This window comes from Paenibacillus sp. FSL E2-0177, assembly GCF_037992975.1.
In the GTDB taxonomy this organism is placed as follows: domain Bacteria; phylum Bacillota; class Bacilli; order Paenibacillales; family Paenibacillaceae; genus Paenibacillus_AQ; species Paenibacillus_AQ odorifer.
The window spans coordinates 6,150,438-6,165,957 of record NZ_CP150307.1 but is presented as its reverse complement, the minus strand read 5'-3'; the positions used below and the strand labels follow the sequence as shown (position 1 = coordinate 6,165,957).

Annotated in this window: 13 protein-coding genes and 1 other annotated feature; of the genes, 11 read left to right on the top strand and 2 right to left on the bottom strand. The window is 44.3% G+C overall.

Annotation, left to right across the window (positions count from 1 at the left end; all coding sequences use genetic code 11):
* Positions 1–155 precede the first annotated feature (155 nt).
* From MHI25_RS27395 to arsC, 7 genes are all read left to right on the top strand, one after another.
* Positions 156–2,117 (top strand): ABC transporter ATP-binding protein/permease, encoded by a 1,962-nt coding sequence (locus MHI25_RS27395; RefSeq protein ID WP_076307279.1) that lies wholly within the window; start codon positions 156–158, stop codon positions 2,115–2,117.
* A gap of 28 nt (positions 2,118–2,145) precedes the next feature.
* A complete protein-coding gene (locus MHI25_RS27390; RefSeq protein WP_076128780.1) occupies positions 2,146–2,814 on the top strand; it encodes a response regulator transcription factor in 669 nt (222 codons plus the stop codon).
* Entirely contained in the window at positions 2,815–4,158 is a 1,344-nt protein-coding gene (locus MHI25_RS27385; protein WP_076219256.1) for a HAMP domain-containing sensor histidine kinase, read from the top strand.
* A 42-nt stretch (positions 4,159–4,200) separates the two neighbouring features.
* The gene (locus MHI25_RS27380) at positions 4,201–4,602 is read left to right on the top strand and encodes a GNAT family protein (protein WP_339188563.1); all 402 of its coding nucleotides are present in this window, start codon (positions 4,201–4,203) and stop codon (positions 4,600–4,602) included.
* Between the two features lie 82 nt (positions 4,603–4,684).
* Complete coding sequence (locus MHI25_RS27375; RefSeq protein ID WP_076185465.1) at positions 4,685–5,011, top strand: metalloregulator ArsR/SmtB family transcription factor; 327 nt, start codon at positions 4,685–4,687, stop codon at positions 5,009–5,011.
* Positions 5,012–5,139: 128 nt separating this feature from the next.
* Positions 5,140–6,429, top strand: a complete 1,290-nt coding sequence (locus MHI25_RS27370; protein ID WP_340394643.1) for an arsenic transporter — start codon at positions 5,140–5,142, stop codon at positions 6,427–6,429.
* A gap of 21 nt (positions 6,430–6,450) precedes the next feature.
* Positions 6,451–6,870 (top strand): arsenate reductase (thioredoxin), encoded by a 420-nt coding sequence (arsC, locus tag MHI25_RS27365; protein ID WP_076193631.1) that lies wholly within the window; start codon positions 6,451–6,453, stop codon positions 6,868–6,870.
* A gap of 19 nt (positions 6,871–6,889) precedes the next feature.
* Here the strand turns inward: arsC and MHI25_RS27360 are convergent, their stop codons facing one another.
* Entirely contained in the window at positions 6,890–8,074 is a 1,185-nt protein-coding gene (locus tag MHI25_RS27360; protein ID WP_076128773.1) for an oxalate decarboxylase family bicupin, read from the bottom strand.
* Between the two features lie 164 nt (positions 8,075–8,238).
* On the opposite strand from MHI25_RS27360, the gene MHI25_RS27355 reads away from it, so the two are divergent.
* The 4 genes from MHI25_RS27355 to MHI25_RS27340 all read left to right on the top strand — a co-directional run bounded on the left by MHI25_RS27355 (position 8,239) and on the right by MHI25_RS27340 (position 14,270).
* Positions 8,239–9,093, top strand: coding sequence for a copper amine oxidase N-terminal domain-containing protein (locus tag MHI25_RS27355; protein ID WP_076308767.1), 855 nt, complete (start codon positions 8,239–8,241; stop codon positions 9,091–9,093).
* A gap of 55 nt (positions 9,094–9,148) precedes the next feature.
* The gene (locus tag MHI25_RS27350) at positions 9,149–10,705 is read left to right on the top strand and encodes an SAM-dependent methyltransferase (protein WP_076280271.1); all 1,557 of its coding nucleotides are present in this window, start codon (positions 9,149–9,151) and stop codon (positions 10,703–10,705) included.
* Between the two features lie 45 nt (positions 10,706–10,750).
* Positions 10,751–11,011 (top strand) — a binding site (T-box leader).
* 81 nt (positions 11,012–11,092) lie between these two features.
* The gene (locus MHI25_RS27345) at positions 11,093–12,772 is read left to right on the top strand and encodes a glutamine--tRNA ligase/YqeY domain fusion protein (RefSeq protein WP_340394642.1); all 1,680 of its coding nucleotides are present in this window, start codon (positions 11,093–11,095) and stop codon (positions 12,770–12,772) included.
* A gap of 205 nt (positions 12,773–12,977) precedes the next feature.
* Positions 12,978–14,270, top strand: coding sequence for an Nramp family divalent metal transporter (locus tag MHI25_RS27340; protein ID WP_076219332.1), 1,293 nt, complete (start codon positions 12,978–12,980; stop codon positions 14,268–14,270).
* Positions 14,271–14,364: 94 nt separating this feature from the next.
* Here the strand turns inward: MHI25_RS27340 and MHI25_RS27335 are convergent, their stop codons facing one another.
* Positions 14,365–15,513 (bottom strand): N-acetylmuramoyl-L-alanine amidase, encoded by a 1,149-nt coding sequence (locus MHI25_RS27335; protein WP_340394641.1) that lies wholly within the window; start codon positions 15,511–15,513, stop codon positions 14,365–14,367.
* Positions 15,514–15,520: the final 7 nt, after the last annotated feature.

Below are 15,520 nucleotides of genomic sequence, written 5' to 3'. Positions count from 1 at the left end.
GTGAATTCGCCTTTTTATATTGCTTAACCTAAATATCTGCTGTAGCTCTGACTCTTCCATGTGGCTATCCAGTTCATTATCAGTTCACACAAATTTGTTAGGATATGAAACATCAAAAGAGATATAGAGCATGACCAGGAGAGGAAGAGAAATAAATGAAAATATTAGAAGTTAAACATGTAAAGAAATCATATACTTTGTACGGTAAAGAAAAGGTGCCAGTACTCCATGATGTGAATCTAAGCTTTGAGACAGGTGAATTCGTCTCTATTCTAGGTGAGTCTGGCTGCGGAAAGTCCACACTGATGAACATCATTGGGGGAATGGACTCCGATTATGAGGGCGAGGTCCTTGTCCGCGGAAAGAATTTAAGCACGATGACCGAAAAGGAAATGGATGATTATCGTAAGAACAATATTGGTTTCGTTTTTCAAAATTTCAATCTGATCCCGCATCTATCAGTTTTGGAGAATGTTACAGTGGCGATGCAGATGACGGATACCAGTGAGAAGGACCGTAATAAACGTGCTATAGATATTTTGACTGAGGTAGGCTTGAAAGAGCACCTGAAAAAACGTCCCAATCAGCTGTCCGGTGGACAGAAGCAAAGAGTATCCATCGCCCGCGCGCTAGCGAATAATCCTGATATTATTTTGGCAGATGAACCTACAGGGGCCTTGGACAAGGATACCGGCGATCAAATTTTAGCCTTATTGGACAGCATAGCCAAAAGAGGGATATTGGTCATTACCGTGACCCACTCACAGAAAGTAGCCGACTCTGGTACCCGTATCGTAAAGGTGGAAGAAGGACGGATTAAAGATGATATTCAGTTAAAGGACCGCTCTTTGATTAGTTACGATGGAGGAGAGGGGTCATCCCGGAATCTCAGTTTATTTGCATCTTTTAAAATGGCTCTGCAGAACATGAAGCTCAACGCCAAACGTAATGTATTGGTAGCTTTGGGTGGGTCTATTGGTATTTTAAGCGTACTGTTGATGCTTTCCTTAGGGAATGGAATTACGAACTATATGAATGACGAAATTAATTCAAGTATGGATCCTTTACTCGTGGATATAACTAAACCCAGTGAAGAAGCTAAAGGTATGCAAGGTCCAGAGGCAATGATGTTGCCCGGCGAAACGTTTACGGCTGCCGATATTGAAACCATCCGAAATATTCCGAATGTTGATTATGTAGAAACCATCACTTCCATTTCGGGCAAATCTACTATGGTTTATGCAGATCAGACGGTTAGTCTTACACAATTAACAACCTTAACGGATGCTTTTGCTAAAGAGACGATTACCGCAGGGGCTTTTCCAGAGGGCAAAGAGATATTATTACCCGTGAAAACGGCTAGTAAATTAAGCGGAAACGACAGTCCAGAGTCTTTGGTAGGGAAATCGATTCATCTATATATTAATGAAATGGATGCTAAGCATAAACCGATCACATTGGAACAAGAAGTCACTATCTCTGGTATTTATGAAAGCACTGATCCAAGAGCGCAAATGCAACCCACGGGTTATCTTCCAGCGCAGACTTTGGAGCAAATGTATGCTGACAAGGGGATTACAATAGGTCCAATTCAAGTTAATGCTTTTGCAACCGATATGAAATATGTGAATGATATTAATGCAGCCGCTGTTGATGCTGGGTTCTCAGGTTCTCAATCGGCAAAAATCATGGAGCGAATCACAACTTATGTGAATATGGCTACTATAGTTCTCTCTGGTATTGCCGGGATTTCACTTCTTGTATCAGGGATCATGATATTGGTTGTGCTATATATCAGTGTAGTGGAACGGACTAAGGAAATTGGGATTCTTCGGGCAATTGGCGCAAGGAAAAAAGATATCAAACGTATATTCTTTTCTGAATCAGCTTTATTAGGTGTATTCAGCGGTATCTTTGCGGTACTCTTTGCCATTGTCATTAGTTATGTGTTAAATATTCTCTTGGACAATGCTTTTGGAGTGAAACTTATTAATCTATCCGGTTATTATGTGTTATTCGGGATCGTTGTGAGTACTCTGATTAGTATTATCGCAGGTTTGATGCCATCCTCTAAGGCTGCCAAACTGGATCCAATGGAATCTCTACGATATGAATAAATAGGTTAGCGGAGAGGAAAATTGAGAGATGAACACGATTCTAGTGGCGGATGATGATTCTCATATCCGTAGATTAATACGATTATATCTTGAAAAAAACCAATTTTCCGTAGTGGAAGCAGCAGACGGTCAAGAGGCATTAGACATTCTAGCGCATACAAAGATCGATTTGGTGATTGTAGATGTGATGATGCCAAATGTAGATGGTATTGAATTGACCGAAGATATCCGATCTTATATCGATATTCCAATTCTGATGGTTACAGCTAGAGGAGAATCTAAGGACAAAGTCAGAGGATTTAATGCCGGATCAGATGATTATTTAGTCAAACCGTTTGATCCCATTGAATTGGTCCTGAGGGTAAAATCACTATTAAAAAGATATCATTTAACCTCCTCGAGTGTGATTCAACTAGGCGCAGTGATGATTGATCTGGGGAATTTGAACGTTGTTACGGCTCAGAGAACGGTGGAGTTGAAGAAAAAGGAATGTGAGTTGTTATTTGCTCTGGCGGGTTCGCCAGGGCAAATATTCACGCGTTCTCAGCTCATAGAAAATATTTGGGGTGTCGATTATGAAGGCGACGAGCGTACGGTAGATGTGCATATCAAACGTCTGAGAGAAAGACTTGAATCGATTCCCGAGCTAATTATTTCTACGGTAAGAGGACTTGGATACCGTCTGGAGTTGGCCTAAATGTTGAAAAAAAGCCTGCGTCTGCGTATTGTCATTACGTTCATTGGGATTGTGATCGTCAGCTTAATGATCTCTTTTTTGCTAAATGTACGGTTTTCCGAAAATAATGTGACCCCAAACCATATCTTCATTAGAGTAGCTGGAGACGTAGCCAAAGTGCTTACCCTAATCGATGATCCGGAAAAAGCACAGGCATTTACTAAACTGCTCAATAAATATGGGGTCGATATTGCGAAAGTGAGAGTGAATGAGTGGAGTGATGCTGTTTTTTCAGTGGATAAGGAGAAGGTTGCCGCTCTATTTAAGCCAGATTCCACAGACGCAGTGATGCTTAATGATAAGTCTGGTGTTGCTATTGTTGGCATTCCCATCGTAGATAAGGAGAAAGCTGCGCTCATCATTAAAATTGATTTTTCGTCGAGCTTGATCACATTCAGACGCAACGTGTTTTTTACACTTCTAACGGTTTTAGTCATTGGAAGTTTACTGATTCTCTTGATGTCCGGATTCATTGTTAAGCCTATCAAACGTCTGACGGAAGCAGCTAAAAAAATGGCATCAGGCGATTTATCTGTGCGCTTGACGCATAAAAATCAAGATGAGTTTGGGGAACTGATGGAAAGCTTTAATCATATGGCTAGTGAGCTGCAAAAGATAGACTCTGTTCGTGATGATTTTGTCAGCAATGTCTCTCATGAAATGCAGTCTCCGCTTACGTCCATTAGAGGGTTTACTAGAGCGCTGCAAGATGGTGTCGTTCCAGTAGAAGAGCAAAAAGAACATCTGGATATTATTTATCAGGAAACGCTGCGCTTATCCCGCCTAAGTGACAATCTGCTTAGATTAGCCTCGCTTGATTCAGAACATCATCCGGTTAATCTCACCACTTTTCAGCTGGATGAACAGTTAAGAAGAGCGATCGTTCTGGCGGAGCCACAATGGGCACAGAAAAACATTCAGATAGAATTAGATTTATTGCCCTGCGAAATTACGGTGGATAAAGATTTGTTTGATCAAGTCTGGCAAAACCTTATCAATAATGCTATAAAATATACAAGCCAAGAGGGTATCATTCATGTCGAAATCGAGCGTTCTATAGCGTTTGTGAAGGTTTCTATTAAAGATTCTGGTCAAGGCATACCAGAGGCAGCATTGCCCCGCATTTTTGATCGTTTTTATATGGTGGATAAAGCGCGGAGCAGCGTTCATAAAGGGAATGGACTTGGATTATCCATTGTTTTAAAAATTCTAAAAATGCATGATTGTAAAATAGAAGTGGAGAGCAAGGTTGGGGAAGGAACCCAGTTTATCGTCTGGATCCCTGTCTCTCAACCCTATGAATAGTTAACGGGCTGAAGCTTAAGGCAACCGCAGACCCTTTCATTTGTGAACCAAGCAATAGAAGACTCTCAAAAAGTTCCCAGAACTCGGTTCGCGCAAGCCATAGTTGCAGTAGGAACTGAACATTTGATCGGCATGATTGAATTAAATATTAGAAGCCATACGGACAGAAGCGGCGAAATCGGCTATATTGTCCATCCTGATGCCTGGGGACAGGGAGTCGCTACAGCAGCGGCCAGACGAATGTTGAAATTTGGCTTTGAAGAACTGCAACTACATCGAATATATGCGACCTGTGACCCTAGAAATAGCGGATCATCCAAGGTACTCACCAAGATAGGTATGACTTATGAGGGAAGATTAAGAGATGCTTTGCTTATTAAAGATGGATGGCGGGATTCTTTGATGTTCAGTATGTTGGAGCATGAGTGGACGGTAGCCCGCTAAAAATTAACTCTTGCTTCCGATTGGTAAGTTCACTAGAATATAAGTATTAGCTTATATACTTTCGAGAGGAGGAGAGAAGGAAATGCAGACACTAATGGAAATTGCTGAAGACTTGAAGCTGTTCGGAGATAAGACACGATTGGCAATGCTTTCTCTTCTGAAAGAGCGGGAATGGTGCGTGTGTGAATTCGTTGATATCTTTGACATTTCCCAGCCGGCGATTAGCCAGCATTTACGGAAATTGAAAAGTAGAGGAATCGTTCGGGAAAGCAAGCGGGGACAGTGGGTACATTATTCGTTAAATGTCGAGGATAAACCACATCTTAAAGCTGTTCTTCAACAGATGCCTAGTTCCAAATCGATATTGGCTGAACTGAATAAAGAGGCTAAAGAGCCATGCTGCGACTAAATTTCAGGTAAGGATTTTTTTGATTTATATATAATCATATAGTTATATAATGATATTGGATTGAAGTCACATGCTTATATAGGAGTGTTGAAAAAGATGTGGATTTGCAGTAAAAGGAGGATGGCACTTTGGCTATTGTAGCTATCCTTATATTTTTAGTAACTTTAATCCTTGTAATCTGGCAGCCCCGTAATTTATCGATTGGATGGTCAGCCTGCGGTGGCGCGAGCATAGCTTTGCTAGCTGGGGTAGTCAGCTTTAATGATGTTCTGGATGTAACGCAGATCGTGTGGAATGCTACTTTAGCGTTTGTGGCTATTATTCTGATTTCTTTAATTCTGGATCGAATCGGATTTTTTGAATGGGCTGCTTTACATATGGCGCGGGCTGCCCGCGGGAATGGCAGACGAATGTTTGTGTATGTCATCGTTCTTGGTGCGTTAGTGTCTGCATTTTTTGCGAATGATGGAGCGGCTCTGATTCTTACGCCTATTGTGCTTGCGATGGTAAGGGCGCTGCATTTTGATGAGAAAAAAGTATTTCCGTTTATTATCGCCAGCGGTTTTATTGCCGATACCACCTCACTGCCGCTCGTGGTCAGCAATCTGGTCAATATCGTATCAGCGGATTTTTTCGGGATTACGTTTATGGAGTATGCAGGCAAGATGATTATACCTACGCTGTTCTCACTTGTGGCGAGCATCGTAGTGCTCTATTTCTTTTTTCGCAAAAGTATTCCCAAGCACTTTAACGATTCACAGCTAAAAGACCCGCATGAGGCGATTAAAGACAAAAAAATGTTCCAGCTGTCATGGATTGTATTGGCTGTTCTTTTGGTAGGGTATTTTGTCAGCGAATTTTTGGGTATTCCGGTATCTGTGGTTGCGGGGATCATAGCTATTTTGTTCCTGCTTCTCGCGAGAAGCAGCCCTTACGTCAAGGTGAAAGAAGTGATTACAGGAGCGCCTTGGGCGATTGTGTTCTTTTCTATCGGAATGTATGTCGTAGTATATGGACTTCGAAATGTTGGGCTGACGGATTTACTTGCTAAGATGATTGGGTCTATTGCTGATCAGGGCTTATTTGCCGCAACGATGGGTATGGGCTTCATAGCTGCATTGATCTCATCGCTGATGAATAATCTGCCTACCGTTCTGATTGACGCGCTTGCCATTGATGCGACGCATACCACTGGAATCATTAGAGAGGCTTTAATATATGCGAATGTTATAGGTTCGGACTTAGGACCGAAGATCACTCCAATTGGCTCACTCGCCACACTGCTGTGGCTACATGTACTTTCGGCTAAAGGCGTGAAGATTTCTTGGGGAACGTATTTTAAGACAGGTATTATTTTAACCATTCCAACGTTATTTATTACGCTTTTAGGTCTTTATATGTGGTTGTTGATTAACTAATTTGGACAGGGGAAGATCAAGATGAACAAGAGAACGATTTATTTTTTATGTACAGGGAATTCCTGCAGAAGTCAGATGGCTGAAGGCTGGGCTAAGCAATATCTAGGAAAAGAATGGAGCGTGTACAGTGCAGGTATTGAAGCTCACGGTCTAAATCCAAAAGCTGTACAAGCGATGAGCGAAGTAGGCATAGATATTTCCGGCCAGACTTCGGATATTATTGATGCTAATCTGCTGAATAATGCGAATCTGGTCATTACCTTATGCGGAGATGCTGCGGATAAATGTCCAATGACCCCTCCGCAGGTCAAACGGGAACACTGGGGCTTCGATGATCCGGCAAAAGCGCAAGGGAGTGATGAAGAGAAGTGGGCAGTGTTCCAGCATGTGCGTGACCAGATTGGTGAAAGAATCAAACAATTTGCGGAGACGGGTGAATAAGCAAAAGGGAGGAAGTAACCTATTCTTTTAACTTAGGGTATTTCACCACTGGCCATTTAACTTTCCGTAAGGCATTGATCACTTCGGGCCCAACGTTCAAATTACTTTGAACCAATTCATGGGGAGTGAGAGCCATCCATTGGTTCAGAGAGACGTCGGCAAAACGGTCACTTTTGAACATTTCGAGGAACCACAACGATTCTTCTCCTGTATTCTGAATATAATGTCCAAATGCAAAAGGAACATACCCAACATCGCCAGCCCTGTAATTAAAGGTACGTGCTGCACCGTTTCCGGCAAACACAGTCATCCGTCCTTTTCCGGTAAGATAATATTGCCACTCATCGTTGTTGGGGTGCCAGTGGAGTTCTCTCATTCCTCCAGGTTCAATCTCTACCAGTGCAGCAGCCACGGTCTTGGAGACCGGAAAGTTGCTGGAGTCAACGATTCTGACGCTCCCGCCAGGAGTCTTTAATGGAGGCTGTGCCAACAGCGAATGTTTGAAGCTCTGTGGAATTTCTCCATATGGCGATTGCACCTTTTGGCTTTGTAATGAGCCGGGAACTTGATCCTGATAAATGTAGACTTGTTCAGTGGGGATGGAGTCAAAGGCCTCGGCAGGTATTCCAAAGTTAGCTGAAAGTACCTCTTTAGGCGTATGGGCGAACCAATCGGAAATAGACAAGGTATTCAGATCAGAGAAGCTTCCGTCGTCGAAGACAAGGAGAAATTCACAGCCTTCTTCAAGACCTTGTATAGAGTGAGGAATACCCGGCGGAAAATACCATAGATCACCAGGTCCTACATCTGCTATAAAGTTCCGTCCATTCTGATCCACAGCAGTAATCCGAGCGCGGCCTAACAGCATATAAGACCATTCCGCTTGCTGATGCCAGTGAAGCTCTCGTACTCCACCGGGGGTCAGGCTCATATTCACACCTGCCAGTGTAGTTGCGATAGGGAGTTCTCTGACGGTTACTTCTCTGGACCAGCCACCATGATTAAGCTGCATATGCGCATCAGAGAAAGAAAATTTCAAATTGGGAACCAGGCCCGCATCAGTCACCGGAGGAACGAACATATCCGGATTCTCAAGATCCCGCATAACATCTCGGGGTCCTTTATCTAATCCCCCTGTGCCATCGCTTCGGATGGGCTGGGGGATGTTTGTTTTGTTTGCCGAATCCTGTCCAGCAGAAGTCATAAGAGGTTCTCCTTTCTTGTTCCTTAAGAGTTCAATGAAAATATATGCGGAATGCTGTCTTTTATGATGGATAGCAGAAGTGGTACAAGTTGACATGTGTAGGGTCATCATTGATTATTACTAATAGAGGCTAAGGTTCTAGATGAACTGGAGAGGGGTTTGTGATGATTCACATCAAGGAGTCCTTACAACGATTAGGGAAAATAAAAGCTTACGTAATAGGTCTATTAGTGATTATGTTCGCCGCGGGATCTGCGGTTACACCTACATCGGTGTCGGCAGCTGTCCAGTTAGGGACACAGGTAATGCCACTGTCATACGGGGGATATTACGTGCTTTTTCCAGGTAAACTCGCCCCTTATTTCAAAGCAGGTAAATTAATGGTGCCGATTCGAGCCTTCTCCAATGCGATTGGCGCAGATTTGCTCTATGACGCTCTGAGCAAGAGTATTACTGTTTCACTGCTGGACCGATCGGTAGGAAATATTAAAGCAGGGCAGCTAGAGGCAGATTTTAATGGGGAGACCGTAGATTCATTAGGCGTTGCTCCAGAGATAAAGGATGGCACTCTGTTTGTTCCGGCGTCCCCCATTTTAGAAGGGCTTAAGTCTTTTCGCTGGGAAGTGCAATTTAATAATGTGAATAAATTAACCCTTGGTATTGGAGCCAGAAAAGGGGAGGAATGGGTGAAGCCTGAGGCAGATCGTGCGCTTGCTCCTTATCCACTCGAAACGACAGCACATCCGTATCCGTTATATCCTACTATGCTAACGCAGGCTCAATCCGGGAAAGAATATAGATTGACCTTAGGCGTGCAAAATACCTCCGGATTCATCATCCCTAAAGGAAACGCGGAATTAGAGCTGGTGAGTGTGGACAGTAAAGGGAATTCTTTTTATCAAACGTTGAAAGGACCTGATTCCTCAACCGCCAAGACGGCATTATTATCATTTTCCGTTAACATACCAACAGAGGCTGAATACGTCATTTTCAGGTCACGCACCTTGAGAGCGCAATAAGGCAATTGCTATAGATTATTCCAACAAGCTAGACAGAGAGCGGGTAAAGAAACAGATGACAGGGAACAAAGAGCAGCAATATCGCTTCAGCGAAGCACCGATTTGGGAATTGCAACGAACATATTATGAAGAGCAGGGATTAAAGGCTTGGAATAATGATCAGGTCCCGCAGTACATCACGAGTAACCCTATGATTGCGACAGCATACGCAGAGATGATCTTTGGATTTCTGCAAGACCGGGCTGGACAAGGGCATCTCTCAGAGACCGTTACGATTCTAGAACTTGGAGCGGGAGCAGGCCGGTTAGCCTTCCATGTGCTTAAAAAGTTATGTGAAATCGTAGACTACGCAGATATTCCTCTTCCTCCTTTTCGTTATGTGATGAGTGATTTGCCTTCCAAAAATATATCCAGCTGGCAGCAGCACCCGAGCCTACTTCCTTACGTAGAGCAGGGTATTTTGGACTTCGCTCGTTTTGATGCTGTGCAGGATGTAGAACTACATTTAGTACACGCTAAGCTCAGCATTCGGCCGGGTGATTTACAGCAGCCATTGGTGATTGTGGCAAATTACTTTTTTGACAGCATTCCGCAAGAATTAATTTATGTGGATGAAGGAAAAATATATGAATGTGAGGTTTCGATCCAGTATTCGGCGGAAGTTGATCCGGATAACCCCTCCGATGCGCTCGGCAAAATCATCCCGCAGTACCATTATCGGCGTGCGGCTAGTTATGAAGAGGAGACTTATCCCTATCATGACGTTATAACGCTTTATCAGCAGAAGCTGGAGGATTCACATATACTCTTTCCGGTGGTGGGGCTTACTTGTCTGGAGCGGCTTGCGCGGCTCTCTACAGAGGGATTCGTGCTGCTTACAGCGGATAAGGGTGACCATCGCTTAGAGAACTGGGAATTTGCAGAACCTCCATTGCTGATTCATCACGGAAGCTTCTCTTTGACCGCGAATTATCATGCGATAGAGCATGTGCTGAAACAAAAAGGGGCGCATTCAATATTCACCAGTCATCATTATAAAAACCTGAACATCGGCTGTATTCTTATGCTACCAACACCGCTGAGCTATACAAACACTCGGCTGGGTTACAAGCGGTTTATAGAACGTTTTGGCCCGGATGATTTCTTTAGTATGAAGGAATGGATGGATCAGCAATTAGATACGATGGGGCTGCAGCAAATTTTGGCCTTTTGGCGTTTGGGTGGGTATGATGCTGAATGGTTTATCCATAGCGCTGAACAGATTTCGGAGCTGCTGCCGGGTGCCAGTGATGAAGAAATGCTGGATCTACAGCGAGGTATACAGTTGATGTGGACGGGCTATTATCCGATGGAACAGAGTTATGATCTGTCGCTAGATGCGGGGTTGCTGCTGTATGAAATGGATAAATTCGCGGAAGCATTGGGTTACTTAGAACGCTCCATGCATGCGAGTACGGAAGAACCATTGGCATCAGTGCTGTATAGCATGGCAATCTGTAACTATGAGCTAGGAGCTGAAGCTGCTGCATTGGAATACGCGCGTAGAGCTTTGGCTGCAGAGCCTGACAATGAAGTAGTATTGGAGCTCCTAACGGCGCTTAGCGGGGAATAAGCACATTTACATAGGGTTATCTTTTTGGTATCCTATACAAAATAATCAAACGCGATGACGAGAAGAGTACATGAAATCATTCCTTCACAGAGAGCCCTGGATGATGAGAACAGGGTAAGGGAGATTTTATCGAAACAAGCCTCTGAGCGGCATATCGGAACCGGACTAAGGGGATGGTATGACGGGAGCTCCTGTTATAGAGCTAGAGTATAAGCACTGCGCAAGATGTTTTGCCGTACTTGATGAGATTAATATGGCGACATATTAATGAACCTGGGGTGGTACCGCGAGAATTTCGTCCCCAAGACCATAAGTCTTGGAGGTGAGGTTCTTTTTATTTTGCAGATTAAGCAGGCGGATATCACTTATAAACAGGAGGTAACACCAATGAACGAGGAACCGGAAGTATTAGCAGAGAGTTACATCGACAGATGGATTCAAGAAGAGCTGGAAGCAGGGACTTACAGTAGAGATATTTGCACGAGATTTCCACCGGAGCCTAACGGGTATCTGCACATTGGCAGTGCGTATGCTATTCATACGAACTATACGACTGCGAAAAAGTATGGCGGGAAGTTCCATTTGCGCTTTGATGACACCAATCCTTTAAAAGAGGATCTGGAGTATGTAAATGCCATCATCGAAGATATTCAATGGATGGGCTATCCACCGGACTATATTTTTTATGGATCAGACTATTCTGAGAAAATATACAATAGCGCAGTTACGTTAATCCGAAAAGGAAAGGCGTATGTCTGTGATTTATCACCTGAAGAGGTGACAGCCTATAGAGGGACGCTTACGGAGCCGGGAAAAAACAGCCCGTTCCGGGAGCGTTCTGTGGAAGAGAATTTGCGGTTATTTACGGAGATGAAAGCTGGAGATTATCCAACGGGAGCCAGAGTGTTGCGAGCTAAAATAGATATGAGCTCACCTAATATCAACTTACGTGATCCGGTGATTTACAGAATCATTCATGCGGAGCATTATAGAACGGGTAACGAATGGTGTATCTATCCGATGTATGATTTTGCCCATCCTATACAAGATGCTATCGAAGGGATTACGTATTCCTTATGCTCGATTGAATTTAAGGATCATCGGCCGCTCTATGAGTGGGTATTGAAGGAGCTGGATATCCCTGAGGCTCCTAAGCAAAGAGAGTTTGGACGGGTGAACATCACCGGAGTTGTGACGAGTAAACGGTATATCAGACAGCTGGTTACAGGCCATTATGTGGATGGCTGGGATGACCCGAGACTTCCTACGCTTCGCGGTTTACGCAGAAGAGGTTTTACGCCGGAGAGTATCCGGAATTTTGTGAAGGAAATTGGCTTTGTCAGAAATAGCACCATTGTGGATATTGCCATGTTAGAGCATGCGCTTAGACAAGATTTGAAGGCAAAGGTTCCAAGTGTGATGGCTGTTCTTAAGCCTTTAAAAGTGGTCATTACTAATTATCCTGAAGATCATAATGAATGGCTGACGATTGAGAATAACAGTGAAGATAAGTCACTTGGAGAAAGAGAGGTTCCTTTTTCACGAACCCTTTATATTGAACAAGAAGATTTCATGGAGGAGCCGCCAAAAGGGTATCACAGGCTGACTATGGGGAACGAAGTAAGGCTGAAGGGTGCTTATTTCATAAAGTGCAATGAAGTAATCAAGGATGAAGTTACCGGAGAAATCCTAGAGCTTCGCTGCACCTATGATCCGAGAACGAAGAGCGGAAGCGGGTTTAATGAACGGAAGGTTAAGGCAACCATTCACTGGGTATCGGCAGACCAGGCTATCAAGGCTGATGTTCATCTATATGAGCGGCTGCTGAAAGATAACGACGGTCCTAAAGAAGACGGTGAGCGCTGGGACGCGTATCTTAATCCAGATTCCTTAACGATCCTGAAGGATTGTTTGCTGGAGCCATCAATGGGCAACGCAAGGCCAGAAGATAAATTTCAATTGATCCGGCACGGATTTTTCTGCGTGGATAAGAAGTATACCACGGCAGATAAGCTGGTGCTGAACCGGATAGTACCGCTGAAGGACACATGGAAGAAAAATTCATAAGCAGCTTAAGCTGGGCGAAGATCGGGTAATTCCTGATCATCGTCCAGCTTTTTTTGTGCCTAGTCGTTGGTGAACAAGCAAATGAAAATTCCATATGAAACATGTTTACATTTTTCAGAAATAAGCATATACTTTAAATATAAGTTGCACAGGGGAAACTTTCGTGTATATAGACAACTTTTTCAGGGCAAGAGGAGGAATTGAAATGCTCGAACAAACTTTAGTAGAACAACCACATATAAAACAACATAAGAACTCGATTTCAGCACAAGCCGTACTTAACGGGGAGATCAAAGGGATTAAACGATTACTTCCTTTTCTAGGCCCAGCTTTTATCGCTGCTGTTGCTTATCTGGATCCAGGTAATTTTGCCACCAATATTACGGCGGGCTCCAAATATGGATATCTCTTATTGTGGGTGATCGTGGCCTCTAATCTAATGGCTGTGCTAATCCAAGCGTTATCCGCCAAGCTGGGGATTGCGACAGGCAAGAACTTGCCTGAGATCGCCCATGATCGTTTTCCGAAGAGTGTATCGATCTTCTTATGGATTCAAAGTGAGCTAGTGATTATAGCTACGGATCTGGCAGAGTTTATCGGGGCGGCATTAGGACTATATCTCTTATTTGATATTCCGATGCTGCCAGCAGCACTGATTACTGCGGTGGGCTCATTTGCTATCTTAGAGCTGCAACGCCGGGGATATCGCTCCTTAGAGGCAGGGATTGCCGCGATGATCCTTATAGTCGTATTAGCCTTCGCTTTTCAAGTTATTGTAGCTAAACCGGATATGGGAGCAGTTGCCGTAGGCATGTTTACACCTAAGTTTGAAGGGGTGGACAGCATCCTATTGGCCGCAGGAATTCTAGGCGCAACCGTGATGCCACATGCGATTTACCTGCATTCATCACTTACACAGAACCGTATCGTCGGGGTGAATGAATCGGAGAAAAAACAGATTTTCAAATTGGAATTTATAGATATTATTATTGCGATGATTATCGCAGGTGCAGTAAATCTGGCTATGGTTATTGTCTCCGCGGCATTGTTTTTCAAAAATGGTCTCGTGGTTGAGGATCTGGATGTCGCGTTTCAACAATTTGGTCACTTAGCTGGGCCAGTAACGGCGATCTCGTTTGGGTTGGGACTACTCATTGCGGGACTGTCGAGTTCCTCCGTAGGGACTATGGCTGGCGATGTGGTTATGCAAGGCTTCATCAACAAAAGAATTAACCTGTACTTGCGCCGTGCGATTACCATCATTCCGCCACTAGCGATCATTGGTTTTGGTGTGAATCCAACCAAAGCACTCGTGATCAGTCAGGTGATCCTGTCCTTTGGGATTGCGTTCGCGTTGATTCCGCTGGTTGTGTTTACAAGCAATCGCCAGATTATGGGCGGGTTAGTGAATCGCAAAATGACAGCCACTCTGGGCTGGATTATCTCCGGTCTGGTTGTATCGTTGAACTTGTTCTTGGTCTATCAAATGCTCGTATAAGGAAGCAGTCAAAAGAGCCCGACCCACAGATCTCCTCAGATCATACCTGAGAGATACATGGGTCGGGCTTTTTTTGGAGTGTTGTTCCAGCCAGTTATTTAAAATAATCCGCAACGCCTTCAGCGATGGCTTTAGCCGCTTTTTTCTGATAGGAGGCCTTGCGGACAATGGACTCGTCTGTAGGATTGGTAAGGAATCCAAGCTCAACCAAGGTAGCTGGAATCCGATTCTCCCTTAGGATGTGATAATCGCCAAAGGACAACCCGTTGCTTTTCAGACCGATGCCTTGCCCCAGCCGGGTTTCAATCGCCCGCGCCAGCTTCAAATCATCCGCTTCTGAATAAAAGAAGGTCAACGTTCCGGACACATTTTTAGGTGAAGAATTATAATGAACGCTTACAAAAGCATCAGCACGCAGGGCTTGGCTCATCTGAACACGACGAGCTAACGTCGGCTTCTGATCGTCTCGGGTGCGCGTCATCTCTACCCGTGCTCCTTTAGCAACAAGAGCATCGCGGACATAAAGTGCAGTATGCAGATTCAAATCTTTTTCCATGGTGTTATATGTAGTGCCAAGCATGCCCGGATCACTGCCGCCATGACCAGGATCGATGACGATCAGCTTTCCTCGTAGTCCGCCTTTATGCTGGACGGTGCTTATGCTGCTTGTACTGCTTGATGTGCTTCCACTTCGGATATACTGCTCTGCCACCCAACCGGTTTCACCGCTGACTGTGCGAATTCGAGCCCAGCCGTTCTGATGAAGAAGGAGAGTGACTGTATCCTTGGCTTTTAAAGAACCGAGCACCTTATAGTGAGTTCCTGGGCCACTTCGGATGCGCAGAGAATCAGCCGTGACTGTAGCCTTTGAAGTTCTACTAGAAGTATTGGCTGATGTTGACGAGGCAGTATTGGTTCTAGTAGCAATAGACGTTCCAGAAGCGCTGGATTGCAGGGAGTTGCTGTTCACCTTTTTTAGGTAATAACCCGCTACCCAGCCAGAGGTGCTCCCCGCCTTAACCATTAACCATCCGTGCTGCTCATCAGTCACAGTAACCCGAGCCCCATTCTTAATTGATCCTACAACAGTTGCATTCTTAGCCGGTTCATCGCGTACATTTAAAGAACTCGCATATACCTGTGCGGTATAACTTCCCGCTGCTGTCTTTGCTTCAGCAGACTGTGGCGCTGCTATACCCAAAAGGCAAGCTGTGAGCAGGGTGACACCTATCATTTTGTTCATAGTATCC

Bases quoted from the DNA above. Each gene is read 5' to 3' on its own strand.
- MHI25_RS27375 (WP_076185465.1), top strand. From the start codon at position 4,685: ATGCAGACACTAATGGAAATTGCTGAAGACTTGAAGCTGTTCGGAGAT.
- MHI25_RS27345 (WP_340394642.1), top strand. From the start codon at position 11,093: ATGAACGAGGAACCGGAAGTATTAGCAGAGAGTTACATCGACAGATGG.
- MHI25_RS27385 (WP_076219256.1), top strand. From the start codon at position 2,815: ATGTTGAAAAAAAGCCTGCGTCTGCGTATTGTCATTACGTTCATTGGG.
- MHI25_RS27355 (WP_076308767.1), top strand. From the start codon at position 8,239: ATGATTCACATCAAGGAGTCCTTACAACGATTAGGGAAAATAAAAGCT.
- arsC (WP_076193631.1), top strand. From the start codon at position 6,451: ATGAACAAGAGAACGATTTATTTTTTATGTACAGGGAATTCCTGCAGA.
- MHI25_RS27350 (WP_076280271.1), top strand. From the start codon at position 9,149: ATGACAGGGAACAAAGAGCAGCAATATCGCTTCAGCGAAGCACCGATT.
- MHI25_RS27360 (WP_076128773.1), bottom strand. From the start codon at position 8,074: ATGACTTCTGCTGGACAGGATTCGGCAAACAAAACAAACATCCCCCAG.
- MHI25_RS27395 (WP_076307279.1), top strand. From the start codon at position 156: ATGAAAATATTAGAAGTTAAACATGTAAAGAAATCATATACTTTGTAC.
- MHI25_RS27335 (WP_340394641.1), bottom strand. From the start codon at position 15,513: ATGAACAAAATGATAGGTGTCACCCTGCTCACAGCTTGCCTTTTGGGT.
- MHI25_RS27340 (WP_076219332.1), top strand. From the start codon at position 12,978: ATGCTCGAACAAACTTTAGTAGAACAACCACATATAAAACAACATAAG.
- MHI25_RS27390 (WP_076128780.1), top strand. From the start codon at position 2,146: ATGAACACGATTCTAGTGGCGGATGATGATTCTCATATCCGTAGATTA.